This window comes from Pseudoalteromonas atlantica (assembly GCF_043641955.1).
Taxonomy (GTDB): Bacteria; Pseudomonadota; Gammaproteobacteria; order Enterobacterales; family Alteromonadaceae; genus Pseudoalteromonas; species Pseudoalteromonas atlantica_A.
Window position 1 is genome coordinate 845,278 of the sequence record NZ_JBHZRV010000001.1, and the last position, 26,956, is coordinate 872,233.

General features: G+C 41.1%; 21 protein-coding genes. 13 read left to right on the forward strand and 8 right to left on the reverse strand.

What is annotated here, in order from left to right; translation table 11 throughout:
* The first annotated feature begins 5 nt into the window (after positions 1-5).
* The 3 genes from ACHUE3_RS03425 (at position 6) to ACHUE3_RS03435 (ending at position 7,467) form a co-directional block, all read left to right on the forward strand.
* A complete protein-coding gene (locus ACHUE3_RS03425) occupies positions 6-866 on the forward strand; it encodes a S1/P1 nuclease (RefSeq protein WP_394190189.1) in 861 nt (286 codons plus the stop codon).
* Between the two features lie 39 nt (positions 867-905).
* A complete protein-coding gene (locus ACHUE3_RS03430) occupies positions 906-4,112 on the forward strand; it encodes a TonB-dependent receptor (RefSeq protein ID WP_394190191.1) in 3,207 nt (1,068 codons plus the stop codon).
* 280 nt (positions 4,113-4,392) lie between these two features.
* Complete coding sequence (locus ACHUE3_RS03435) at positions 4,393-7,467, forward strand: TonB-dependent receptor (protein ID WP_394190193.1); 3,075 nt, start codon at positions 4,393-4,395, stop codon at positions 7,465-7,467.
* Between the two features lie 60 nt (positions 7,468-7,527).
* Here the strand turns inward: ACHUE3_RS03435 and ACHUE3_RS03440 are convergent, their stop codons facing one another.
* Positions 7,528-7,959, reverse strand: coding sequence for a MarR family winged helix-turn-helix transcriptional regulator (locus ACHUE3_RS03440; protein WP_394190195.1), 432 nt, complete (start codon positions 7,957-7,959; stop codon positions 7,528-7,530).
* Positions 7,960-8,097: 138 nt separating this feature from the next.
* Here ACHUE3_RS03440 and hmgA point away from each other — a divergent pair, with 138 nt between their 5' ends.
* Both hmgA and maiA read left to right on the forward strand, forming a co-directional pair.
* The gene (gene hmgA, locus ACHUE3_RS03445; RefSeq protein WP_394190197.1) at positions 8,098-9,390 is read left to right on the forward strand and encodes a homogentisate 1,2-dioxygenase; all 1,293 of its coding nucleotides are present in this window, start codon (positions 8,098-8,100) and stop codon (positions 9,388-9,390) included.
* A gap of 12 nt (positions 9,391-9,402) precedes the next feature.
* On the forward strand, positions 9,403-10,032 hold the full coding sequence (maiA, locus tag ACHUE3_RS03450) for a maleylacetoacetate isomerase (RefSeq protein ID WP_394190199.1): 630 nt from the start codon (positions 9,403-9,405) through the stop codon (positions 10,030-10,032).
* Here the strand turns inward: maiA and ACHUE3_RS03455 are convergent.
* Positions 10,029-10,262 carry a TIGR02647 family protein gene (locus tag ACHUE3_RS03455; protein WP_099296654.1) on the reverse strand — a complete coding sequence of 78 codons (234 nt, stop codon included), beginning with the start codon at positions 10,260-10,262 and terminating at the stop codon, positions 10,029-10,031. The genes maiA and ACHUE3_RS03455 overlap by 4 nt on opposite strands.
* 433 nt (positions 10,263-10,695) lie before the next feature.
* Here ACHUE3_RS03455 and ACHUE3_RS03460 point away from each other — a divergent pair, with 433 nt between their 5' ends.
* Complete coding sequence (locus ACHUE3_RS03460; protein ID WP_394190201.1) at positions 10,696-10,998, forward strand: DUF1496 domain-containing protein; 303 nt, start codon at positions 10,696-10,698, stop codon at positions 10,996-10,998.
* A gap of 89 nt (positions 10,999-11,087) precedes the next feature.
* On the forward strand, positions 11,088-11,351 hold the full coding sequence (locus tag ACHUE3_RS03465; protein ID WP_394190203.1) for a VF530 family protein: 264 nt from the start codon (positions 11,088-11,090) through the stop codon (positions 11,349-11,351).
* Here the strand turns inward: ACHUE3_RS03465 and ACHUE3_RS03470 are convergent, their stop codons facing one another.
* Together ACHUE3_RS03470 and ACHUE3_RS03475 are read right to left on the reverse strand one after the other, a co-directional pair.
* Positions 11,352-12,977, reverse strand: coding sequence for a diacylglycerol kinase family protein (locus ACHUE3_RS03470; protein WP_394190205.1), 1,626 nt, complete (start codon positions 12,975-12,977; stop codon positions 11,352-11,354). It abuts the gene before it with no gap.
* A gap of 272 nt (positions 12,978-13,249) precedes the next feature.
* Positions 13,250-14,284 (reverse strand): branched-chain amino acid aminotransferase, encoded by a 1,035-nt coding sequence (locus tag ACHUE3_RS03475; protein ID WP_394190207.1) that lies wholly within the window; start codon positions 14,282-14,284, stop codon positions 13,250-13,252.
* 266 nt (positions 14,285-14,550) lie between these two features.
* Here ACHUE3_RS03475 and ACHUE3_RS03480 point away from each other — a divergent pair, with 266 nt between their 5' ends.
* The 6 genes from ACHUE3_RS03480 to ACHUE3_RS03505 all read left to right on the forward strand — a co-directional run bounded on the left by ACHUE3_RS03480 (position 14,551) and on the right by ACHUE3_RS03505 (position 20,340).
* Positions 14,551-15,090, forward strand: a complete 540-nt coding sequence (locus ACHUE3_RS03480; RefSeq protein WP_394190209.1) for a sigma-70 family RNA polymerase sigma factor — start codon at positions 14,551-14,553, stop codon at positions 15,088-15,090.
* A complete protein-coding gene (locus ACHUE3_RS03485) occupies positions 15,087-15,785 on the forward strand; it encodes an anti-sigma factor (RefSeq protein ID WP_394190211.1) in 699 nt (232 codons plus the stop codon). Before ACHUE3_RS03480 ends, ACHUE3_RS03485 begins: the two co-directional genes overlap by 4 nt.
* 269 nt (positions 15,786-16,054) lie before the next feature.
* Entirely contained in the window at positions 16,055-17,647 is a 1,593-nt protein-coding gene (locus ACHUE3_RS03490; RefSeq protein ID WP_394190213.1) for a DUF4331 domain-containing protein, read from the forward strand.
* A gap of 10 nt (positions 17,648-17,657) precedes the next feature.
* Entirely contained in the window at positions 17,658-18,173 is a 516-nt protein-coding gene (locus tag ACHUE3_RS03495; protein WP_394190215.1) for an Ig-like domain-containing protein, read from the forward strand.
* 50 nt (positions 18,174-18,223) lie between these two features.
* Positions 18,224-19,231 (forward strand): tetratricopeptide repeat protein, encoded by a 1,008-nt coding sequence (locus ACHUE3_RS03500; protein WP_394190217.1) that lies wholly within the window; start codon positions 18,224-18,226, stop codon positions 19,229-19,231.
* Entirely contained in the window at positions 19,228-20,340 is a 1,113-nt protein-coding gene (locus ACHUE3_RS03505) for a HupE/UreJ family protein (protein ID WP_394190219.1), read from the forward strand. Before ACHUE3_RS03500 ends, ACHUE3_RS03505 begins: the two co-directional genes overlap by 4 nt.
* On the opposite strand, the gene ACHUE3_RS03510 is transcribed toward ACHUE3_RS03505, so the two are convergent.
* From ACHUE3_RS03510 to ACHUE3_RS03525, 4 genes are all read right to left on the reverse strand, one after another.
* Positions 20,341-20,955 carry a TetR/AcrR family transcriptional regulator gene (locus ACHUE3_RS03510; protein ID WP_394190221.1) on the reverse strand — a complete coding sequence of 205 codons (615 nt, stop codon included), beginning with the start codon at positions 20,953-20,955 and terminating at the stop codon, positions 20,341-20,343.
* A gap of 111 nt (positions 20,956-21,066) precedes the next feature.
* Positions 21,067-22,476, reverse strand: coding sequence for an efflux transporter outer membrane subunit (locus tag ACHUE3_RS03515; RefSeq protein WP_394190223.1), 1,410 nt, complete (start codon positions 22,474-22,476; stop codon positions 21,067-21,069).
* A complete protein-coding gene (locus ACHUE3_RS03520) occupies positions 22,476-25,607 on the reverse strand; it encodes an efflux RND transporter permease subunit (RefSeq protein WP_394190225.1) in 3,132 nt (1,043 codons plus the stop codon). The genes ACHUE3_RS03515 and ACHUE3_RS03520 overlap by 1 nt, the downstream gene beginning before the upstream one ends.
* 12 nt (positions 25,608-25,619) lie before the next feature.
* Positions 25,620-26,777: an efflux RND transporter periplasmic adaptor subunit gene (locus tag ACHUE3_RS03525; protein ID WP_394190227.1), complete on the reverse strand. Its 1,158-nt coding sequence runs from the start codon at positions 26,775-26,777 to the stop codon at positions 25,620-25,622.
* Between the last annotated feature and the right edge of the window lie 179 nt (positions 26,778-26,956).

The following is a 26,956-nucleotide window of genomic DNA, read 5'->3' on the forward strand; positions in this document are numbered from 1 at the left end:
TACAAATGTTAAGCAATCGGATTAGTGGTCTCAGTTGTTTTTTAGCTATTAGCATTCTTTTTACATCCCAAAATGCGCTCGCTTGGGGTCAAAATGGCCACAGGATTGTTGGCCAGGTTGCCGATAACCACATAACCGATACCACCCGCTCATCACTTAGCAAACTATTAGAAGGTGAAAGCCTTGCACAAATATCTACTTGGGCTGATGAAATGCGTTCGAACCCAAGCGAGTTTTGGCAAAAGAAATCCTCTCGCTGGCACTATATTAACTCCCCTACTAATTCTTCACAGTTTTCTCACGACCATTCTCATAAATTAAATAAAGATAATGTAAAAAATATTCTTGAAGGAATGTACTTTGCTATTGAGACGCTTAAGAACGAAAAAAGTACTGTGGACGCTAAACGTTTTAGCCTGCGGTTTCTTGTTCACTTAGTGGGTGATGCACACCAACCATTTCACGCTGGCCGTGCCGAAGATAGAGGCGGTAACCGCATTAAAGTAACCTTCTTTGGTGAAAACACCAACCTGCATTCACTTTGGGATACCAAATTAGTTGAAAGCGAAAACTTATCGTTCACTGAGTTTGCACAATTTATCGACATTCATAATGCTGAAATAAAAGCTGAGTACCTTGCAAGCTCACCTGAGCAATGGTTAACCGAATCACATAACTTAGCCACTAACTTATACAAATTAGAAAACGATAAAGTTAGTTATGGCTACATTTACAACAATGTTCCGATTGTTAAAACGCGCTTACTTCAAGCCGGTATCAGACTCGCAGGGTTATTGAATACTTTGTTCGATAGCTCAGCAAAACCGTTAGACAAGGCACTTAAGATGCCATCTAACATCAATTAGTAAAAACCTTAAATAACCTATTACACGGGAATCAACAAAATGAACAAGCTTCGTCTTTCGAAATTAACTGGAGCGGTAATACTCGCTTTAGGTGTTTCAACGAGTGCTATGGCAGCAGATACATCATCAGCAATGCGCGGTAAAATTACTACGCCTTCTGGCGCTGCCGCTGCCAATGTTAAAATTAAAGTTATCCACCAACCAACAGGTACTGTGAGTGAATTAACGACTAACGAAAGTGGTACGTTTATCGCAAATGGTTTGCGCGTAGGTGGTCCTTACACTGTTGTTGTAGATTCAGACACATTTAACGACACAACGTTGGATAACATTTATTTAGAGCTAGGTGATACATATCGTTTATCATCACAGTTAGCACCGTTAAGCATGGAAAAGATCGAAGTATCTGGCTATAAAATCGTACAACAGTCAGGTGGTTCAAGCAGCGTATTTGGTGAAGACACCATAGATAACATGCCAAGTTTTAATCGCGATATCAAAGATGTTGCGCGCTTAAATCCACTTGCAAGCATCAACGGTAATGGCGAACTAACATTCGCTGGTAGCAACCCACGTTCAAATAGCTTAACCGTTGACGGCATCGGTCAAAACGATGACTTCGGTCTTAACTATGGTGGTTACCCTACTGCACAACCACCTGTAGCGCTTGATGCGATAGAGCAAATCTCAGTTGATGTTTCACCGTTTTCGGCATCTAAAGGTAACTTTGGTGGCGGCACAATCAATGCTGTAACAAAGTCAGGTACCAACGAGTTTAAGTTTTCTGGTTTTTACGAAACATCAACACCTGATATCGCCGGTGATGTAGACAGCATTTCACAAATAACTGCCGATGGCAGCTCTGTTTTAGATGAAGACGGTCACCGCACATACGAAGTAAATAAAGTAGCTCCTAGTCAAACAGAAGAGCGTTTTGGCTTTAATGTTGGCGGCCCTTTAATTGAAGACAAGCTTTTTTACTTTGTAAACTATAACAGCTGGAAGAGTGAGCTTGACCTAGATTACGGTTTTGAAGGTTCAGGCGCGACCAACGAGTACGATGTATCTGAAGAAAGCTATAACCAATTTATCTCAATCTTAGATTCAGTTTATGGTATGCAAGATTCTCTAGGTAGCGACCCAGAAGATACTAATGAATCACTATTAGTTAAGTTAAGCTGGAATGTAAGCGATGATCACCGTTTAGACTTTACTTACCAGTGGCAAGATGACCAAGATGAGCGTAATTTTGGTACGGGTGGCAGCACAGTCGATTTAGCATCATCACGTTACACCTATGCAACTAAGTTTAATAACTTCTCATCAAAACTTTACTCTGATTGGAATGAAGATTTCTCAACTGAAATCGGTATTGCTTATAAAGATGTAAGCTCTGACAGCATTACTAACTCAAACATTGGTAGTGTAAAAGTTGAAGAACGTTTCCGTGGCCCTGCATTCCAGTTTGGTACTGACGAATTCCGTCATGCAAACTCTTCTGCAACTGAAACTCTTACTTTAACACTTGATGCAACTTATCTGTTAGATGAACATGAGCTTAGCTTTGGTGCTCGTTACGAGTCACTTAATCTGTACAACTTGTTTGCTGCGAACTCATTAGGCTCGTGGGAATTTGATACGTTTGACGGATTTGCAAATCGTGAAGTAGGTAACTTCAGAGATAAGTATGATTTCTCTTATAGCAATGCGTACACAAACAACGCTGCTGATACAGCATACGATGCAACACGCAGTCAATTAGCGTTATACATTGAAGACACATTCTACATTGGCGACGATTTAGAAATGTCAGCCGGTATTCGTTATGAGCGCCTAGCATCAGATGACAAACCAACGCTTAATGAAAACTTTGCAAGCACTTATGGTTTTACTAACCAAGAAAACCTAGACGGTCTAGATATTATTTTACCGCGTGTTGGCTTTAAATATTATGCAACCGAAGCCCTTACTATCAACGGTGGCGTTGGTCGTTTCCAAGGTGGTATTCCAAACGTTTGGTATAACAACTCATACCAAAATGACGGTATTACCTTTGTAGCTGCACCGCAAAGCGCAATCAACGAGTATTATGCAAATAACCCTGCAGACATTACCGTTGTACCAGATGAAATTAAAAACACCTTAGTTCAAGGTGCAGGTAGCACCAACTATGTTGATCCAAACTTTGAACTGCCTTCAAGCATTCGTTCACAAGTAGGCTTTGAATACGATTTTGATTCAGAGTTACTAGGCAATGGCTTCAAATGGCAGGCTGAAATTGCTTACCATGTTAAAGAAAATGAAGCAGTTTGGCACAACACAGCCATTCGCCCTGTAGGTACTGCTGCTGATGGAGAACGTTTAATTCAAGAGAGTATTTACTCTGGCGATTTACAAGATAACTTTGACATCGCGATGACGAATTCATCTGAAGACGGTCGCTCAGTTATCTTCTCAACAGCACTTGCTAAAGAGTGGGATAACGGGCTTTATATTTCAACTAGCTATGCGCACCAAGATATTACTGAAGCAGCATCAGGTTCTTCATCGCGTGCACAAAGTAACTACCAGTACAACATTACACAAAACCGTAACGAAGATTTAGCGCAACGCGGTTCATATGAAGTTGAGCACAGCTTTAAGATCAACGTGAGCTACAACACTGAGTTCTTCGCAGGCTATGAAACTAAGTTTAATATGTACTTTGAGCGTCGTTCAGGTCGTCCATTTAGTTACACTATGGGCATGTACCAAGATGGTGACTTAGGTGACTCACGTGACTTTAACTCAAGTTCTGCTTACTTAGCATATATCCCAACAGGGGCTGATGACGCTAATGTAAACTGGGAAGAGTCAGGCATGAGCTGGTCTGAACTTGAAACGCTACTTAATCGCGCAGGTATTTCTGAACGTGGCAAAATACTTGACCGTAATTCAGGCACACAGCCATGGGTTACCACGATGGACGTAAGCATCAAGCAACAAATACCTGGTTTTGCTAAAGGTCACAGCGGTGAAGTTTACTTCATGGTTGATAACTTCGCTAACTTACTTAACAGCGATTGGGGTGTTGAAAAACGCCTAGGTTACTCTGACCAAGCAGTGTATGACTTCGGTGGTCTAGATGACCAAGGCCGCTACATCATCGATAGCCGTTATAACGGGGCCGATGTTCGTAACTACAGCCAAATCACAACGTCATCATCTGCATGGCAAGCTAAAATTGGCATTAGCTACAAGTTCTAATACCACTGTGTAAGTGAATAATCAAAAACCCGCTTTATTGGCGGGTTTTTTTATATCTAAAATAATCGATTTCATACTACTGTCATAAAAAACACTTAAATTACAGTGTATTTCATGATTAAGGCACTCATTTCAGCGCCTATCATTATTTTTATTACAAATTTGTGTGCAATGTAATCTATTTGTAATAAAATGAATGGGTACAATTTAATGCTTAGCAAACCAAGCATGTTACAACTTAAAATTACTAAAATATAATACCTTACACGGGAAATTAATAATGAAAATTCAACTACGCAAAACTGCTCTATCACTTGCTATTGCAGCATGTGTTGGCGCAAGTGGTGCTGCTTTTGCAAATGAAACTGCATCATCTGTAAAAGGTCAAATCACAGGCCCTAATGGTAACCCTGCCTCAGGCACGCAAATTACTATTATTCATATACCTTCTGGTTCAACAAAAACAACAACGGTAAACGAACAAGGTAACTTTTCTACAAAGGGTTTACGTGTTGGTGGCCCATACAAAATAATCGTAGATTCTGATACTTACGAAGACACGCAACTAGACGACGTCTATCTAACACTAGGTCAAACTTACCCTATTTCTGTGGCCCTACGTTCACAACAAATGGAACAAATTGTTGTAAGTGGCGCACCTATCAGCTCACAATCAGGCAGCACTGGCCCTGCTTCTCATTTCTCATTAGATGATTTGGAAAACAAACCGGCTATTAACCGCGACTTAAAAGACATTATTCGTGCCGACCCACGTATCTATATTGACGAGACAAACGCAGGCGCTATTAACTGTGGTGGTGGTAACCCACGCTTCAATAGCTTAACTGTTGACGGTATGCGTATGAACGATAACTTCGGTTTGAACTCAAGCGGTTACCCAACTGAAAGAATGCCTTTCTCTTTCGATTCAATTGCACAAGTAGCTGTAGAGCTTGCTCCATTTGATGTGCAATATGGTGGTTTCACATCGTGTAACATCAACGCTGTAACTAAGTCTGGCACAAACGAAATCAAAGGTGGTTTTTTCTATGACTACACCAATGATGCTATGTCTGGCGATTCAATCGAAGGCGAAAAACAAGACTTAGGTGACTACTCAGAGAAACGTTATGGCTTTAATGTCGGTCTTCCACTAATTGAAGATAAGCTATTCTTATTCACTTCATATGAAAAACTGGAAGGCGCACAAATTTTTGACTATGCCCCGTTTGCAAATGGCCGTATTGACCAAGCAACGGTAGACCGCATTAGACAAATCTCAATCGACTCTTATGATTACGACCCGGGTACTATGGTACCAAGTATGCCAGTCGAAGATGAGAAAATCTTAGTAAAACTTGATTGGAACATCAACAACGATCACCGTGCAAGCTTTGTTTATAACTACAACGATGGTTATTCACTGGCGCAATCTGATAGCGGTTCAAGCCGTTTATCTTTATCAAATCACTTTTATGAACGTGGCGCAGAGCTTCAATCATACGTAACCTCGTTCTACTCAGATTGGACAGATGACTTTTCAACTGAAGTACGCGTAGGTTATTCAAAACTTGATAACCGTCAAAACTCTCTTGATGCTGCATCAGGTTTTGGTGAGTTTAGAATCGATACAGGTGATGTTGACGTATACCTTGGTCCAGATGATTCTCGCCAAGCCAACAAACTTAAATACGATAACTTATCGCTAAAACTTGCGGGTACTTACTACCTAGAAGATCACGAACTTTCATTTGGTTATGAGCGTGAAGAACTAGATGTATTCAACTTATTCGTACAACATAACGAAGGTGAGTACCGCTTTAGTTCAATACAGGACTTTGAAGATGGTATTGCTCGTGTGTATTACGGTAACGCAGCAAGCCATAACCCGGATGACGCAGCGGGTGAATTCAAATACGCCTTAAACACCTTATATTTCCAAGATAAGTTTGAGCTAATTGATTACGATATTTCAATTGTTGCAGGTCTTCGTTATGATTTTTACACCAGTGATGATGTACCAACATATAACCAAAATTTTGAAGACCGTTACGGCTTTTCAAACAGCCAAAACTTAGACGGTGTTGATTTATTACAACCTCGCTTAGGTGTTAACTGGGTTTACAGCGATGAATTAGAATTCCGTGGTGGTATTGGCTTGTACTCTGGCGGTAATCCAAATGTGTGGATTTCAAACAGCTACTCAAACGATGGCGTTCGTAATATACAAATTAATCAACGTGGTATGCAAATCCTAGGTCCTGACGCGGTGGCATTTAATGGCAATGGCCAACCTGGTTACGATATTCCACAAGACCTTTACGACGCTGTAGGTCAAGGTGGTGCGGATGCTGATGTTAACGTAACAGATCCTGATTTTGAAATCCCATCAGAGTGGAAGTTCTCGCTTGGTGCTACATATATCACTGAAAACGATTACGTGTTTAACGTTGATTATCTTTACACTGATAAGCAAGACTCAGCAATCGTTAAAAACCTAGCTTACGAGCAAACAGGCGTTGCACCAGATGGCCGCCCGATTTACAACGGTGGTTCAGACTTCCTTCTTACTAATGTAAAAGGTGACGATGCATACTCACAGATTTTATCATTAGCGATGAACAAGTCTTTCGACAACGGTATTGATTTAGCACTTTCATATGCTTATACCATTGCCAAAGATGTTCATCCAATGACCAGCTCTGTTGCGTTTTCTAACTACCATGGTATTGCAGTATCTGATTCAGAAAACCCAGGCCTTGCAACGTCTAACTACGAAATCCCTCATCGTTTCACTATGAGCGTATCGTACAACCATGAAATTTTTGATGGTTACGAAACCAAGTTCAACTTATTTGGTCAAGCACAGCAAACAAACCCGTACTCGTACGCGTTTGATTCGCGCTCAGGTGGCCTAGGTTATAACGATAACAGTCGTCAATTACTTTACGTACCAACGCTTGACGACAGCCAAGTTGTATATGGCGATGACTTTGACCAAGCGGCATTTAATGAATGGGTTGAGAGTGAAGGCCTAACACGCGGTAAAATTAACAACCGTAACAGCATCGATGGCGACTGGTGGGTAACACTAGATTTCAAAGTTGAGCAAGAGTTTATGGGCTTCGGCGAGGGCCAAAAAGGCGCTGCATACTTTGTTATCAAGAACATTGGTAACATGATAAACGATGACTGGGGCGTACTTAAAACGGGTAGTGCACTACAAAGTGCTGTTTCAGCTGACATCGTGAATGGCCAGTATGTATTTAATGAGTTTAAAGACCCATCAGGTACAAGCGTTGAATCAAGACCATCACTGTGGGAAATGCGTGTTGGTGTTAAATACACTTTCTAATTTTCCAAGTTAACTTGTACCAAGTTATTCTAAAGCCCATCTTATGATGGGCTTTTTGTTTTATGCCTCTAATTTTGTTTGTAATTTGTCTAAACAACTTAACAAAACCGTATACTCATCTTGTGTCAGTGACGCTAATAAATCCTGCTCCCATGCTAATGCAGCTGGTGCCAACTGCTTATATAAACTTAGTCCCTCATCACTCAGTGCGAGTAAACTAGCTCGCTTATCTTGTGGGTTAACCAAACTCACTATATAACGCTTATCTATTAATGCTTTAATCGCCCGTGATACGGTGGATTTGTCCATTGCGGCTTGCTCACATAATGCTTTTGCATGGCTTTGGCCAAATTGCGCTAAATTAAACAAAATACGCCATTGTGGAATAGTTAAATCGCTTTGTTGTTGATATACATCCGCAAACTCCTCACTCATTTTACTGGCTAGGTTTGCTAATCGATAAGGTAAAAAGGTCGCTAAATCGAGTGCCATTGTCTTATTATCTCCCCATAATGGGCTTTACAGTCGTGTTTTTCCTGTCCATAAATATGTACAGCGCTATAAAAACGGAAGGTTTGAATTTATTCTCACATGAGAGTATCTTACAGTAAAACACAAAGGAGTCGAGTGATGACAAGCGAATTAAAATACATGACAGGGTTTGGTAATGAGTTTGAAACCGAAGCCCTACCCGGTGCATTACCTATTGGTCAATTTAGCCCTCAAAAAGTAAAATATGATTTGTATGCCGAGCAATTTAGCACGACAGCGTTCACTGCCCCGCGCGCTGACAATCGCCGTACTTGGATGTATCGCATTCGCCCTTCTGTTGTGCAAGGTGATTATCGTAGCATTGACAATGGCTTAATTCGCACAGCGCCAATCACTGAAGTACCTACTCCACCAACAATGCTACGTTGGAACCCAATCGATATACCATCAACACCCACTGACTTTATAGATGGCTTAATTACAATGGCAGCCAATGGCAATGCCAACGGCCAAGCAGGAATTGGGATTCACGTGTATGTAGCAAATAAATCAATGACCGATCGCTATTTTTATAACGCTGATGGTGAAATGCTGTTTGTTCCACAGCAAGGCGAACTACTACTTAAAACCGAATGCGGCAACCTAACAGTTAAAGCAGGAGAGATTGCGGTAATACCACGAGGTATCAAATTTCAAGTAATGCTGTTATCTGATACGGCCCGAGGGTATATTTGTGAAAACTACGGCCATGCATACGTATTAGCTGAGCGCGGCCCTGTGGGCGCCAATGGCTATGCGAATGACCGTGATTTCCAATACCCTGTGGCCGCATTTGAAGATAAAGAAGGCGAGTTTGAATTAATCACTAAGTTTAACGGAAATATGTTCAGCTGTGATATTGGGCACTCCCCGCTAGATGTTGTCGCGTGGACAGGCAATAGTGCACCGTATAAATACGATTTAGCGCGCTTCAATGTAATGAATACCGTGAGCTTTGATCACCCAGATCCGTCAATTTTTACTGTACTTACGTCGCCATCAGGCACTGAAGGTGTCGCAAATATTGATTTTGCTATCTTCCCGCCACGTTGGATGGTCGCTGAAAATACCTTCCGCCCGCCTTATTATCACCGTAATATTATGAGTGAGTTTATGGGTCTCATTGAAGGGGTGTACGATGCAAAAGAACATGGTTTCGTGCCTGGTGGAATGAGCTTGCATAACTGCATGTCACCGCATGGTCCTGAAGCCGATGTATTTGAAAAAGCGTCAAATGCTGAGCTTGAACCTCAACGCTACGAGAACACACTCGCCTTCATGTTTGAGTCTCGCTACATTATTTCGCCTACAAAATATGCACTTGAGGGCAAAGAGCGTCAACCAAACTATACTGATTGCTGGCGTACAATTAAAAAACATTTTAAAGCTTAATAGGGTCAAATCATGAAATTGTATACTTATTTTCGCTCATCAGCGGCCTACCGCGTGCGCATTGCACTTAATTTAAAAGCCATTGACCATGAGCTGGTACCTGTAAACTTATTAAAGTCAGAGCAGCAAGGTGAGCAATATCTAAGTAAAAACCCACAAGGTTTATTACCCGCACTTGAAACTGAGGAAGGAGTGCTAGGACAATCGTTAGCCATTTTAGAATACCTTGATGAAACGTACCCTCAACACCCGTTGATTTACGGCAATACATGGGAAAAAGCACAAATCCGTAATTTAAGTTATGCCGTAGCGTGTGATATTCACCCTATCGATAACTTGCGCGTACTTAAGTATTTAAGCACCGAGCTTGCGGTTGATGATGAAGCCAAAAATAAATGGTACCGTCATTGGGTTGAAGTAGGCTTTGAAAAGCTAGAGTTATTACTGGATGAGAAGCATGATTTTTGTGTTGGAGATAAACCGAGTCTAGCTGATGTGTGTTTAGTGCCACAAGTATTTAATGCGTTGCGCTTTAATGTCGATATGACTGCATATCCAAAAATAGCAGCCATATACGCGCATTGTAATACGTTAGCTGCATTTAGTGATGCAGCACCGCAAAATCAGCTTGATGCTGGCTAACTACTCAGCGCGCTGTGTATCACAGTAACATGCTCAATTAAATCTAAACCCAGATCGGTTAAATATCCGCCGTCTGGGCTATCTATAATCCCTTTTTCAAATAAACGCTGCGCGGCGCTAATAACACTGTCGTTTGCATCGCTATGAATCTTAATACCTTGCATTTTGCTGCTAACAGGAAATTTAGCAAGCAGTTCAAATTCATCCATCATCTTTTGGTTAAATTGCATGTGTTCACCTTGTTTTCGAAATTATTATTTTATTGATTATTTACCCTAACACATTTTATACCCAAGTCACTCTAAAACACTTATTAGCAACTTATTGAAAAATTGCTGCAGGTATATTTTTGTAACTTGGCTATATGCCCAAGCCACCTTTAGATACAGAGTTAAGCATTTCACAGGTGCTTAATCACAAAGCATTACTTTGCAATAATAGCCATTACTTTTAAGGAGTAAAAACGATGAGAGTTAGCCCCTATAAAACGCCCAATAGATTGATTTAAATATATTTATACTGCGATACTGATTTTAACAATAGAACCACTATTACTTACAATCAATGCCTTGCCTAAATCACTTTTAATTCCAATTAAACTCGCATTTTGAGGAGGTTTGGGTATAAGCTTAGTGGAGTTATTTTTTAATGCAAAGGCTGAACATGAGAATTTTAAGTACTATAGGTCTATGTTTTGTTTGTTTTATTTACTCAGTAAATAGCTTTGGGAACAATTCAAAAACAACATTGTTAGTAACCCCTCAAGATGCAATAACCCAGCAATCAGTGTGTTGGTTTGATGATAAGCGCTATAGTGAAGGCGCTGTTATTGTGATGGCTAATTTAAAAGTCATCTGTGCTGCAAAAAAACCACATCACAATAACAGTGCATTAAGTTGGTTAATGCTTGATGATAAGAATGAGATTATTTACCCAAAAACACCTAAAACAATTCGGGTTAATTAGCTTATTTAGTAGTGTGCAAAGATATCGCGTTGGTATCAACGGCCACATAGGCTACAATAGCTCCGAATTTTTTAACGCTATAGTGAATTATGAATCAGCAAGCTAACAATCCATTACACGGTATAACTCTTGAACAGATCCTCGTAAAACTTGAACAAACAATTGGTTGGAAAGCCATGGGCGAACAAGTGGACATTCGCTGCTTTAAGTCTGATCCTAGCGTTAAATCGAGCCTTAAATTTTTACGCAAAACCCCTTGGGCACGCACTAAGGTGGAACAGCTTTATCTGGATAACTGCTTAGAAACAAAGCCGCAAGCAAGCGGCTTTGTCTGGCCAAGTATTAAAAAGTAATTAAACAGCCTGCTCTGCACATACTACAGCGAGTGAGTTAGGTTCAATCTTGATCACTAATTCGCTTGCTGTTTTCACTTCGCCATCTATCACATACTTAATCTCATCAGCAGCACTGATCACTACCCGACGAGCATTAGTGTGATGCGAGTTTATCGCTAGATGAGCCTGCGTTACACTGCTTAATACAAGCTCTGCAATACTAAATACATTAGTCGAATTATCTACATTAGGCGTTAACCAATTGACATCTAATAAGCCGTCATTGTGATCAGGCTGCCCACTACCTTGTGCAAGTAAAGTTGTAAATGGAGCCGCGTTAGCCACTATCAAGCTGTTTGTACACAACTCTTGAGGCTCGTTATCGTCTAGCTGCACACTCAGCTTTTGCGCTTTTTGCTGGCCTAACGCTTGCCAAAAACCTTGCAAGTATGCAACTTGACCAACCGCGTTTTTACTTTCACGGTCTGCTTTTTCTATCATCGTTTGCTCAAAGCCAATACCTGCCAATAGCAGCATAAGCTCACCATTACAGTAAGCTGTATCCATATGTTGAGTTTGTCCATCAATAATAAGGTCGCATGCCGTTTCAACGGGGATTAATTTAGATTTTATCCCCATCAAAACATGTGCGAGTGCATTGGCTGTACCCAAAGGAATTATGCCGAGTTTACAATCGGTATTGACAAGTACACTAGCAACCTCTGCAACTGTTCCATCGCCGCCACAAGCAATTATCAAATTCGGGCTGTCATTCATAGCTTGTTTTGCTAATACAATACCATTTTCATCTTTTGATGTTGTTAACACTGTCAAATCATAATAGGCAGACAAGCGATTAATAATCATGTCTTTTTTTTGTTGCCACAGCTTGGTACCAGATACAGGATTGGCAATTAACACTGCCTTGTTCTTAATGAGCAACTCTCCACTGCGATGACGTTTAACTAAATGACGTAACTGGTGTTTATTGAGATTAGCTGTTTCACGAGTCTCTTTAATTTGGGCTAATACTTGATGAACATCCGCATCCTTATTTTGACTCAATAAATAAGCGGCCATAACAAACACAGACCGCCCACGACCTAATGCACAATGCACTACCACACGACGATCGGCTTTAATATGATGGTCAATCCAGTTTAGAGCTTGATTAAGCTGCGAACGCGTAGGCACGCGGTGGTCAAGTACAGGAATATTCAGGTATTTTATATTCTCCTGAGTTGAAGACCATTCGAGTCCATCAAATTCGCAGGTAACATCCAAGATAGCTGTAATGTTATTTTCTTTCATGGTGTCTATGTCCGAGGGGAATAATCGACACGCTAAAAATAAATGGTCATTAATTTGTTGTAATGGCGGCACTTTATCCCGTTTACGACTCCACGCGTTATACACTTGTGCACCCAATAAAAAAGGCACGAAAGCCCAACGGATATAAAAAGGAATAACACCGTTTTCGCGCTTACGAAAAATTTTAGCTACGTTAAACACGTACGCGCCACCTACAAGCAGCAATGAGAGTGCGGTCCAATAAAACATAATGGAAAAATAAACAGCATCAACTTGCCAGCCCATCACAATAAATACCAATGCTAACACGATATAACTAATTGCAGCCCACATAGACTCTCCTTTGTTATTAATTTTATGTGGTTAGTATTTAATAAACAAACCACTTTGTAAGGTAGTTTGCAATTATTACGCCGAGATAAATAAAATAAAAGTTTTTAAATTTCAATAACTAAAGTTTTCTCATTGAAGGCTTTGCGTTGATTTTACACACAGGTGTGAGTTACTTACAGTGTAAGCGTAGGATATTGAAATGAAAAAGCCCAAGTTTCAGCACACCAAAATTATGTGTTGCTGTTACTTGGGCATATTGAATTACGCAGGAATTAAACGTCTACTTTGGTTAACCAACCATGCGTATCAGGTGCTTTACCCCATTGAATATCATTCAATGCTTGGCGTAAACGGGTTGTCGTAGGGCCCGGCTCGCCAGTACCTACCTTATACTCTTTATCGTTATGGATAAAAGTACCCACCGCAGTAAGAACAGCGGCTGTACCAGAAAGCGCAGCCTCAGTACCCGGTTTAGCTGCACGCTCTAATAATTCAGTGACTGTAAAGTTACGTTCTGACACTGTCATGCCTAAATCTTTGGCAATAGTCAAAATACTGTGGCGTGTCACACCATGTAAAAAAGTGCTGTCTAATGCTTTAGTGATGATCTCGTTACCATCAATTAAGATAAAGTTAGCTGCACCTGTTTCTTGAACATCACCACCTGGGCAAAATAAAATTTGATCTGCTTGATATTTTTCACGGGCTGCTGAAATTGGCGCCAATGCACTGGCATAATTACCACCACTTTTAACCATTCCCATGTGTGGCGCGCAACGCATGCCATCTTCTTCTAATAAAACGCGTAATGCCGTTGAGCCACCAGCAAAGTAATCACCAACAGGCGACAATAAAACATACATAAGTGAACTTGCAGAGGGCACTGCTGCTTTACCAATTGCAGCTTCAGTACCGATATGCGTTGGACGAATGTACGTTGATCCCGGCGGTAAAGGCGTTTCGTCAGCGTATTCTTTAACAATATCGGTAATCATTTTCGTAAGCTTTGGCCCTTCAAAGCTTGGCAAGCTTAATAACTTCGAGCTTTGCTGCATACGTGCAATATTAGCATCCATTCTAAAAATATATATTGAGCCATCTTCGTGGCGGAAGGCTTTTAAACCCTCAAAACATGTGCTTGAGTAGTGAAGAACGTGTGCCCCAGCGTGCAGTTCTATTTTATCGGAAGGAACAATTTCGCTTTCACTCCAAGCATTATCTGTAAATCTCGCTTGGATCATTTGTGGCATAAATACCGTACCAAATGCTGCCATTTTAATCTCTCTTGTGTTGTGTGCTTTTCCCACAGTGTATTACATTCACCCACTGTTTAACCATAACTAAAACGGTGCTTTTATTATTGAAAAACACATTTTTATAACGTTTAAGCTTATTTTTGCTTTAATTGTATTAATTTAATACGTTTTGCATGCTTAAAAACTGATCGAATAAGCTTGCCAAGCCGTAAATGGCTGCTAGATTTAGAGCATTATACTCTGCACTTAACCCTGCAATCTATTTTGCATCCAATTATCAACCTCAAACGTTTACTAATAATAACAACAGGAACTTTATGGAAATCGATGAACTATTGCCGTTGCTGAGCCAAACCGCTCAGGGAAATAAACAGGCTTTTGCAAAGCTCTATAATGCAACCAGCCCAAAACTATTTGCTATCAGCTTAAAAATGTTGACTAATCGTGCTCATGCAGAAGAAGCGTTGCAGGATGCGTTTGTCAAAATTTGGCATAACGCATCTGAATACCAAGCCAGCAAAGGGACAGTTATTAGCTGGATGATCAGTATTGTAAGATATCGAAGTTTAGACTCACTGCGTTACCATAAGGTGCGTAAGGAGCAAAGCCTAGACAATGACAGCGAACACTTTGAACCGGTTGCAGATACCGCAATAACGGTTGATTATGAAGATAAAACTAAGCTCGTTGATTGTATGGAACAATTGGATGAGCAGCAAAAACAAGCGATCCATTTAGCCTATTATAAAGGGTTAACTCACAGTGAACTGGTGGATCATGTGGAGACTCCACTTGGTACAGTCAAAAGCTGGATCAGACGGGGCTTACAACAGCTGCAAAGGTGCTTAACACTATGAATTATGATAATCAAAAACTGATTGATATGCTTGCAGCAGAGTATGTTTTAGGCACTCTAACGGGTTCAGCCCGTAAACGTTTTCAGCGTTTAATGCTCACCTCAACACGCGTTAGAGAAGCAACATGGATATGGGAACAACATTTAAATAACTTAGCAAGCTCCATACAATCTGAGCCACCAAGTGATGAGGTTTGGCAAGTTATATCTCAGCGTATCGATGCCTCTGAGCCAGCTAAATCATCGTCCACTGACTCTAATGTAATCAAGCCTAAAGCACATATTTGGAAGGCATGGTCGCTCATTGCCACTGCTGCCAGTATTGTACTTGCAGTAATTATTTGGCAGCCGCAAACGCCAGTGCAACCTACACAACAGATTGCTTTGTTTAAAGATGCAGCAGAGCAACCACTGTGGTTTATTGATATTAATGAGCAAAACCTATCTATTAAAGCCAGTGACAAGTTAGTTGCAAGAAATGACAAAGATTACCAATTATGGATGATCCTCAAAGGTCAGGACACGCCTATATCGTTGGGCCTTTTACCAAAAGGTGGTGTTAAGTCATTACTCAAAGACAGCCGCTTTAGTGCCCAAGATATAGCACTATTGGCAATTAGTTTGGAGCCAATTGGTGGTTCTCCGACGGGTCTGCCGACTGAAGTCTTGTATACAACAGAGCTAATATTACTGTAAAAAAGTGCGCTTTTTGTAATTAAATTGCGCCTCCACTAATCAGTAAAATAATACAAAAAAACAAAGCCAGCGTTTGCTGGCTTTTTTATGTTATTGCACTGTACTTCACAACAATATTGCAAAAACACTAATAAATTAAATTTCATTATAATCAATAATATACAATAAAGATTCACATTTATTTAAATTAATTTTAAATTTCCTGCATCCAATCAAACCTCTCCCCCGTTATTAGCTATGAATATAATCTAAAACTAAAGGAAGAAATCATGAAAGTATTAACTCCGTCCATTTTAGCAGTTGTAGTATGCAGTACCTTAGTGAGCGTCCCAAGCGAGGCGTCTAGTCATCGCGAAGCGCCAAACATTAGCCGCTTTCCAACATTAGACTCAACCGACTTTTATGCTTTTAATAGTTATGAGCAAGGCCGAGATGACTATGTGACATTTATTGCCAACTATATTCCATTGCAAGATGGTTATGGCGGTCCAAATTATTTCGCCATGGATCCAGATGCCACTTACAGTATTCACATTGATAACGATGGCGATGCTGTTGAAGACATTACCTTTGCCTTTAACTTTAAAAGTATGTTGCCAAATAACAATGAAGGTGTAGCGCTAACAGTTGGTCCTGCTGATAACCAACGTACCGTTGCTGTGCCTTTAAAAAATGTGGGTGGTGTCGCTTCTGGTGATAACTCAGCGGTTAATTTTAGCGAATCGTACACCATGAGCATGATATCAGGCCCTATGCGCACTGGCACAAAGACGATGCTCACTAACAGCAGCACCAATACAAACGAGTTTGGTAAGCCGCTTGATTACATTGGTAATAAAACATTTAGCTCGATGGATGGCTACAAAACGTATGCCGACCAATTTGTTTATAATGTAGCTGTTCCTGGCTGTGATGCCATGGCAAAAGTATTTGTTGGACAGCGTAAAGACCCATTTGTTGTAAACCTTGGTAAAACATTTGATTTGGTTAACTACGTTCCAGTAGAAGGTGATAGTGCACCTGGTGCAGGAGATGGTGAAGGCTTTCCAGGCGGCATAACGCAAAGTATGGATAATGATGATCTTAAGGATAAGAATGTAACCGCCATTGCTGTTGAAGTTCCTAAGGCATGCGTAACCGGCGAAGGAAATGGCACTATTGGCTCATGGACTACTGCAAGCTTACCGCAAGCACGCATTTTAAATCCAAATGCTAAATTTGCTAACAATGCAGCCAACGGCGGTGCGTTAACGCAAGTATCTCGATTAGGTAATCCATTAGTCAATGAGCTGGTGATTGGTTTAAAAGATAAAGACACATTCTCAACATCGCAACCAAAAGATGATGCACAGTTTATAGACTATGTAACGCACCCTTCATTACCTGAGTTACTTAATATTCTTTTTAAAGATGCAGTAAACACAACACTCGGCGCAAATATAGAAACGCTTGCTCCAACTAACTTCCCTCGAAATGACCTAGTTACAGCATTTTTAACTGGCTTCCCTGGTGTTAACCAACTTGCAACGGTAACCGGTGCTGAAATGCTACGTCTAAATACGGCTATTGCAGCAAAAGCGCAAGCTGAGCAATCTGCTTTTGGTGTTGCTGGTGATGATTTAGCTGGTTTCCCAAATGGTCGTCGCCCAGGTGATGATGTAGTTGATATTGCCCTGCGTGTTGTTATGGGTCGTCTATGCTACCCAGTGCCAGTAAATGGCACCGACACTGATTTAGGACTGTGTAGCAGTGATGATGCGAGTGTTGGTAACGTACCATTTACGGATGGTGCACCACTTGACGCAACTATGATGGACTCAACTTTCCCATACCTAGCAACACCACTTGCTGGGTCTAAATAAGGAGAAACTCATGCAACAGTTAAAATTATCACACGTTGCAGCACTACTCGCTGTAGTGATGCTTACAGGCTGTAACACCGATGATGACAAAAAAGACATAGAGCAACCGCCAGTGGTTAACAAAGCGCCTACAGCATCTGCAGATATGGTTACTACACAAACCGAAGTAACCATTGAAGACATGCTCCAGGGCACTGATCCTGAAGGTGATACCCTTACATTTAGTTTAGTTACCGAACCTATGTTAGGCATGGTTGTAGTTAATAGCGATGGTAGTTATGTTTATACACCGAATGCAGAAGCAACTGGCACAGACAGTTTTACTTTTGCTGTGAGCGATGGTGTCAATGAACAAGTAACAGCCATGGTTGATATTACAATTGAAGTACTGGAAGTTGACTTTGCTCAGTTTAGTCGTGCAGCGTTTAATCAAGCGCCTACGGACAAGCCGCTAAGTGTTAACGGACGTACCTTTACTAATGCCGATGCAAAAGTCAATTATGACGACTTGCTAACGGATAACTAAGCTTTTTAATACCAACTTGCAGGCCATGGAAGGCCTTTTTAGGAGACACTATGCTGATTCGTGCCTTTACTTACTTTGCGCTATTACTTTCACCTTGTTTGTACGCTGAACCAATTATACCTGCCGATAACACCATAATAGGTAAGGCGCGCTCTGTCAGTACTGCGATGTTGAATGATAATGAGTTAATGGCATTGCTCATTAAAACGCAGCAAGTAGGTCAAACAGAATTACGCCAAGGGCTGTTAAAATCACAACTAGAACAGCGCTACAAACAATCTAAAACACCCGATATTGGTTACATGTACGCACGTGTTTTACAACGTGAACATCAATTTGAACACGCATTGATTATTACTCAAGCAGTATTACAAAAAGACCCCCAACACGTTAATAGCCATTTACTACAAGCAAATATGTTGATGGTACAAGGCAAATTCACAGCAGCAAAACAACAATGCTTAAAACTTGTAGGCTTAGCACCTATGGATGTAGTTAACACGTGTGCCTTAGATGCATTAAGCCAAGATGGTCAATTAACGCAAAGTTATCAAAGTTTAAAAAATAGTATTGTTATTAATAAGCAAAATGAAACGACCCGTCATGTGCTTGGTGAGATGGCCCTTAGGCTCAATAAACCAAAAGCAGCATTAGATCATATTCGCTCTATTGCATTAAATACAGCCCCTGTTAGCTTGGTTGTATTGTGGGCTGATATTCATTTAGCCTTAGGCTCTTATCAAAAAATACTGAACTCTTTACCTTCGCTAACTAACGATGATGAAAATTTAGAAGATGCATTATTACTTCGCTTAGCGATTGCTGAGCGTAACAACACAAAAAACCCACAAACTCAGTGGCAAACCCTCATGTCACAACGCGTACAATTAAGAGAGCTTCGCCAAGATGTGTTCCATGCCAGCGATCTTGCTCGTTATTATTTGGACCTTGATAAGCAGGCAGATAAAGCACTTTATTGGGCAAAAATTAATTGGCAACAGGCAAAACTACAAGCGGATCAACAACTGTTGGAACGTGCACAAGGAGCATCATTATGAAATATTGTATTCGAAGCCTATTTTACAGTGTATGCCTATTAATAAGTTGTACCACTTTTGGCCATCAACTTAGTACCAGCTACATTAATTTGAATAAAGTAGAGTCACCCTCAAAACCAAATGAGTTTACAGGCACTTGGCAAATCCCACTGATTGATTTAGAACATAAAATTGCGTTCGATCTCAATCAAGATGGCAATATTGCTTGGTATGAAATAACCGCCAAGCGTGCAGCCTTAAATGAATTCATGTATGCATCAATCAAAGTAACATCTATGGACGAACAAGCGTGCATGGTGCAAAGTAACAACGACTTAAAGCTTGATAATCACTTTAACCAACCGTATGTTGTGCTACCCATAAACATAAACTGTGCTGAAAAAGACGCGATAATACTTACATACAGTGCATTTTTCGATATTGACGCTAATCACAAAGCCATCACCACTGTGAACTCGCAAACACGTGTCATGAGTGCTGATGAAGCAACACAAGCATTCGATTTTACAAGCACTAGTTACCTCGCAACATTTAAACAATATGTCTATCAAGGGATATTGCATATATGGATGGGTCTTGATCATATTTTATTTTTAATTGCGTTATTACTTACCTGCGTATTAGTCAGAAAAGATAATAAATGGCAAGGCATCGATTCTAAAATGGCTATTTTTAAGCATACCGCCTGGATAGTAACTGCGTTTACCTTGGCTCACTCTATTACGTTAACAGCAACAGCGATAGATTTATTATCAGCTAATAGCCGCTGGGTAGAATTAGGTATTGCTATTTCAGTATTATTTGCAGCATTGAATAATGTTTGGCCAGTTATTATTCGTCTTGGCTGGGTTACCTTTGCGTTTGGTTTATTACATGGAATGGGCTTTGCCAGCGTACTTGGTGAGCTTGGTTTATCCAGCAAATACCAATTGCTTAGCGTACTTGCGTTTAACTTGGGCGTCGAAATTGGTCAACTTGCGATCTTAGTTGTTGCCCTGCCAGTACTTATTTGGGCAAGAAACCACTGCTGGTATCAAAAGTGGGTAATGCCAGCAGGCTCGTTAATAATCGCCGTAATAGCAGTGCAGTGGTCCATAGAACGAGTTTAACTAAAACGGAATCAATAGTGACTTCATGGCTGGGCGCAATGCGATTAATAACAGCTCTTTATCAATAGCAGGGTTCAATGTTTTACGTAAAAGTAAACCGCCCATTACCGCAAACATCACTTCAATACGGCTGTCTATTTCAGCCGTTGAAGCTGATTTTATTGGACTACGCTCGCCTATAAGTAAGCTACGCATTTTTTTGCGGGCCAGTGCATCTGACTCACGTAATAAGGTCGCTACTTTTTCATTGCGTGCCGCCTCTGCCAACATTTCCAGATCAAGTGCACCTTGGTTTATGTCTGTATGGCGCTCAACACCATGATCAAGACCATCTAATAAAACCGTCACTAGATCGCCTTGCTGATCCTCAAACTGCTGAAAGATTGAGAACATTTCTTCCATATCACGTTCAATAATCGACTCTATAATAGCCTCTTTGCTGGCGAAATAGTTATAGATATGACCTGCACTCATACCTGCTGTTTTAGATATTTCAGCCATACCTGCACCGTGATAGCCTTTACGCTTAAAGCAATCAGCGGCAGCACACAGTACTTGCTCACGACGAGCGAGTGCTAAGGCTGGATCAGTTTTTCTTTTCGTTTTAGTATTCATGCTATTCTCAAAAAGCGAGGCTTTAACCTAAAAGTTATTACTAGTTTACACGATCTTAACCACTGACCTTGTTCGATACAACTGCAACTGAGTAAACTAGTAATAAAAACATTATTGAGTTTGCTGCTCTGGACGTTGCCATCCCCCGCCAACAGCCTTGTACAAGCTGATTTGACTGGCAATGAATGCTTTCTTACCCGTGATCAACTGTTGCCCTGCAGTTACCCAATTTCTTTGTGCATCAAGTACCTGCAAGTAACTATCAGCCCCTTTTTCGAATCGTGCTTGCGATAATTTAAAGGTTATTTGATTACTATCATAAAGTTCTTCAAGTGCTGTTAGTTGCTGCATGTAACCTTCTCTATCAGCAAGTGCATCAGAGACTTCTTTGAACGCTCGTTGAATGGTTTGCTCGTAGGTGGTTAAGGCAACTTGCTGCTGTGTTTGTGCCACATCTAAATTAGCTTGATTACGTCCCATATTAAATATAGGCAAGTTAATCGAAGGAATAAAACTCCATGTACCTGTTCCGGCTGAGAACAAATTGTCTAAATCAGACGATGCAGTCCCGGCATTAGCTGTTAGGCTAATGCTTGGGAAAAACGCAGCTTTGGCAACACCAATATTAGCGTTAGCCGCTAATAAACGATATTCGGCGGCTTTAATATCAGGGCGTTGTGCTAATAGTTCTGATGGCATTCCAACTGGTACTGTCGGGAAATTAAGTACTTCATCTAAGCTTTGCTCAGGGAGTAACTCTGCTGCCACGGCTGTACCGACCAATAAATCTAACGCGTTTTTATCCCGCTTTAACAAACGTTGATAATTGGCAATATCCACTTTTGCAGTAGCCACTGTACTTTGCACTTGGGCAAGGCTAAGTTTAGATGCCGCCCCTAGTGCATATGTTTTTTCCATCAACTCAAGTGACTCTTGCTGACTCGACAGCGTCTCGTTAGCCAGTGCTAAGAGCTCTTTATCGGCAGCGTAATTAAGCCATGCATTGACTAGCTCTGCAATTAAACTAATTTTAACACTGGTTTGTGCTTGCTCTGAGGCATACAAAGTTTGTAGTGCTTGATCTGATTGATTACGTACTTTTCCCCATAAATCCAGCTCATAAGCCGTCATCCCTACAGTAGCAGAATAGCTTTCGTTTATGCGTGCATTACCGGTTGATGATAAATCAGCAGGTAAACGTTGACGCGTGCCCGACGCTGAAAAATCAATCGAGGGATATAATGCGGAGTCTTCAATTTGATATAACGCTCTGACTTGCTGCACGTTAAGTGCAGCAAGTTTAATGTCTTTGTTATGCGTTAAGGTTTGCTCGATTAAGGCTTGCAGCTTTTCATTCTTAAAAAACTGCTGCCATTTTAAATCGGCAATGTTGCCCTTAGCACCTTCAATAGCGTAACTATCTGCCACTGGTAATTGAATATCTTCAAGTTCAGGAGCCATTTGGCATGCGCTTAATACCAGTGCGCTAATACTTGCGAGGCTCAATGTTTTAAAGTTCATTATGATTGCTCCTTCGCTACGGCTTTGTGTTTACCAGGAAACACCCGTTTAACTAACACAAAGAATAACGGTACAAATATCACCACAATAATTGACGATGCCAGTGTGCCACCAATAACTGAAATACCAAGCGCATTTTGCGCACCCGAGCCTGCACTTGAGGCAATAGCCAATGGTATAACACCACATATAAATGCCATTGATGTCATCAAGATTGGACGCAACCTTAACTTCACTGCCGTTACCGCAGCCTCTACCAGCGACATGCCTTCATCCATCTTATGAATGGCAAACTCAACAATTAAAATCGCATTTTTAGAGGCCAAACCTATGGTTGTCAGTAGACCAACTTGTAGGTAAATATCGTTTGATAATCCCCCCACAAACGCAGCCATTGCGGCACCAAAGACACCCAGTGGTACTATCATCATTACCGCAGCCGGCACAGACCAACTTTCATAGAGTGCCGCTAAGCATAAAAATACCACCAATAAAGATAATGCATACAGCATCGGCGCTTGGCCGCCACTTAAGCGCTCTTCATAAGAAATACCCGTCCACTCAAAAGCAATACCGGTAGGTAATTGTTTGACTAATTTTTCCATTTCATCCATTGCTTGACCGGTACTGTAACCTGGCGCTGCTGAGCCTTGAATTTCCATTGCTGAAAAGCCATTGTAACGTTCAAGACGTGGTGAACCATAAGTCCAATAAGACTGGGCAAATGCCGTAAATGGCACCATGTCACCATTGTTATTACGAACATACCACTTATCTAAATCTTCAGGTGCCATACGTGATTCGGCCGTACCTTGCAGATACACTTTTTTAACCCGTCCACGGTCAATAAAGTCATTTACATAACGACTACCCCAAGCAGTTGATAACGTGCTATTAATATCTGCCTGCGTTAACCCTAGGGCTTGTGCTTTAGCTAAATCAATATCAAGCTCAAGTTCAGGCTTATCTTCTTGACCATTAGGACGAACACCTGCTAAAACAGGACTTTGCGCCGCCATACCTAATAGCATATTACGCGCTTCAAGTAGCTTATCGTGGCCAAGACCAACGCGGTCTTGTAAGAACATGGTAAAACCATTGGCAGTCCCCAGCTCCACTACCGCAGGTGGCGGAAAGGCAAATACAAATGCTTCTTTAATGGTTGAGAAAAAGCCCATTGCTTTACCTGCAACTGCACCAACAGTTAAATCGTCACGTTGACGCTCATCCCAATGTTTTAAACCCACAAAGCCAATGGCTGCATTTTGCCCAGAGCCTGCAAAACTAAACCCCGTTACACTGAATACAGAACGCACAGCTTCAGATTGATCTTCGAGGTAATGTTTTTCCATTTTCTCAACAACTTTCAACGTTTGCTCGGTCGTTGACCCTGCTGGCAAGCTGACTTGGTTAAACAAAATACCTTGGTCTTCATCGGGTAAAAAGGCTGATGGAAGTTGTGAGAATATAAACACCATACCGCCAACAATTAAACCGTAACATAAAAGGTAGCGCTTGCTGTGCTTGATCATACGCGCGACAAAGCTTTGTGCACCGCTATTGGTTTTATCAAAGCCGCGGTTAAAACCGATAAAGAAACGCCCGAACAAAGTTTTATTATTATGTACATGGCTTGGCTTTAACATAGTTGCACACAATGCCGGCGTTAAAATAAGCGCCACTAATACAGATAAGCTCATCGCTGTTACTAAGGTTACCGAAAACTGACGGTAAATAACCCCTGTAGAGCCCGCAAAAAATGCCATAGGTACAAATACGGCCGACAACACCATAGCAATACCCACCAGTGCGCCTTTTATTTCATCCATTGATTTACGTGTTGCTTCAAGCGGGGAGAGCTTTTCTTCGGTCATTACCCGTTCAACGTTTTCTACCACAACAATGGCATCATCCACCAGCAGGCCGATAGCCAGCACCATAGCAAACATAGTCAGCGTATTGATTGAATAGCCAAATACCTGCAGCACTGCAAAGGTGCCAAGTAATACCACTGGTACCGCAATGGTTGGGATCAAAGTTGCGCGGAAGTTTTGTAAAAACAGATACATAACCACAAATACAAGCACAACGGCTTCTATTAATGTACTGACTACTTTTTCAATTGATAAGGTAACAAATGGCGTTGTATCGTAAGGAATAACAACCGCTAGACCTTCAGGAAAAAACGGCTCAAGTTCAGCTAGTGCAGCTTTAACACCGTCAGCGGTATCAAGTGCATTAGCACCACTGGCAAGCTTAATACCTAAACCAGAGGCTGGCTTACCGTTAAAGCGAGCAACAACCGCATAACTTTCGCCACCCAGCTCCACTTTAGCGACATCTGACAAACGCACTACCGAGCCATCGTTATTCGTTTTAACAAATATATTTCTAAATTGTTCAGGTGTTTGTAAACGGCTCTGCGCTGTTACAGTTGCATTTAATTGCTGCCCAGCAACAGCCGGCAACGCACCTAGTTGACCAGCTGAAACTTGTGCATTTTGCGCACTAATTGAAGCACTAATATCTGCAGGAGTGAGCTCATACTTTTGTAACATGTTAGGGTCTAACCAAATACGCATTGCGTATTGCGACCCAAACAACTGTACTTCACCCACACCGTTTACACGAGAGATGATGTCTTGCACGTTTGACGCAACATAATCACCAATATCGATATTATTCATACTGCCATCTTCAGATACAAAACCTGCAACCATTAAAAAGTTGCGTGCCGATTTTGCGACTGAAACACCTTGGCGCTGTACTTCTTCCGGTAATAGCGGGGTTGCTAAAGCAAGTTTATTTTGCACCTGTACTTGTGCAATATCAGGGTCTGTATCAGCATCAAAAGTCAGCGTTAAGCTTGTTGAACCATTTGATTCTGAAGTAGATGACATATAAAGCAAGCCATCTATCCCTTTCATTTTCTGTTCAATTACCTGGGTAACAGTATCTTCAAGTGTTCGTGCTGATGCACCAGGATAGCTTGCTTGAATACTAATTGCAGGTGGTGCAATAGATGGATATTGAGCAACAGGTAAGCCTCTTACTGCTAATATCCCTGCTAGCATCACTACAATAGCCAACACCCATGCGAAAATAGGTCTGTCGATAAAAAATCGTGACATTAAACTGCTCCGTTATTGTGTGTTGGCAGACGATTCTGCAGGTACAGCTTTGACTGGTGCACCCGGTGCTATTTTTTGTAAGCCTTCAACAATAAGTTTGTCACCATCGTTTAAGCCCTCAGTGATCAACCAGTTAGAGCCCACTGTACGCTCTGTTTTTAATACCCGAGGCTCTACGGTGTTGTCTTTACTGACCACCATAGCTGTAGGTTCGCCTTTGGTATTACGGCTAATACCACGTTGCGGCGCTAAAATCGCATTAGCTTTAACACCTTCAACAATCACAGCACGTACATACATGCCCGGTAATAGTAGTTTTTCAGGGTTTGGAAATTCTGCGCGCAAAGTGACCGAGCCAGTGCTTGGATCAACGGTTACTTCAGAAAACTGTAGATTACCTTTGTGCGGATACGCTGAACCATCTTCCATTTTCAATTCAACTTTAGAATGCAATGCCATATCTTTATCTAACTCACCACTAGCAATGGCTTTTTTCAAGCGAGTAAGCTCACTACTAGATTGGGTTAAATCAACATAGATAGGATCTAATTGCGTGACAGTAGCCAAAGCCGATGTTTGATTAGCACTAACTAATGCACCGGCAGTCACATTTGACTTACCAATTTGGCCGCTTATCGGTGACTTAACCTTGCTGTAATCTAAATTAATTTGTGCTGTTTTAAGCTGCGCTTGTGCAGTTAATAAGTCAGCCTCAGCACCTTTATAACTGGCATCTGCTTCATCAAAATCTTGCTGGCTAACTGCCTTAATTTTTAATAGTTCATCATAACGCTCTGACTTTGCTTTGGCGTTGGCAATACTCGCTTTCGCTTTAGTGATTGCAGCCTTACTCGTTGCTACTTGCGCCTCAAATGTTGATGAATCAATTTGATACAAGGCCTGACCTTGTTTAACTTCAGCACCTTGAGTAAATAAACGAGATTGAATAATACCGTTTACCTGTGGACGAATTTCTGCCACTTGCGAAGCTGCAACTCGCCCTGGTAACTCCTTGGTTAACGTCAATGGTTGGCTTTTTAATGTGATCACCCCAACTGGAGCGGCTTGTTGAACCTGCTGACTTGCCTGAGGACTCTGGTCGCAACCAGATAAAATAACTGCACTGGCTAAAGCTGACACTGCAAAAATAACGACGCGAGAACGCTGCATGAAAACTACCCTTAATTTAGAATGAACGATCATTCTAAATTAAACTATTACAAGATCCAATATTAATTAAGAATTATTTGCATAACTTTACACTCACAACCTGACGCTATTTATAACCAGCATAGCCATGGCTATAGAGACTTAAAGAGAAAAGCACTGAAAGATGTAACTGGTAATCC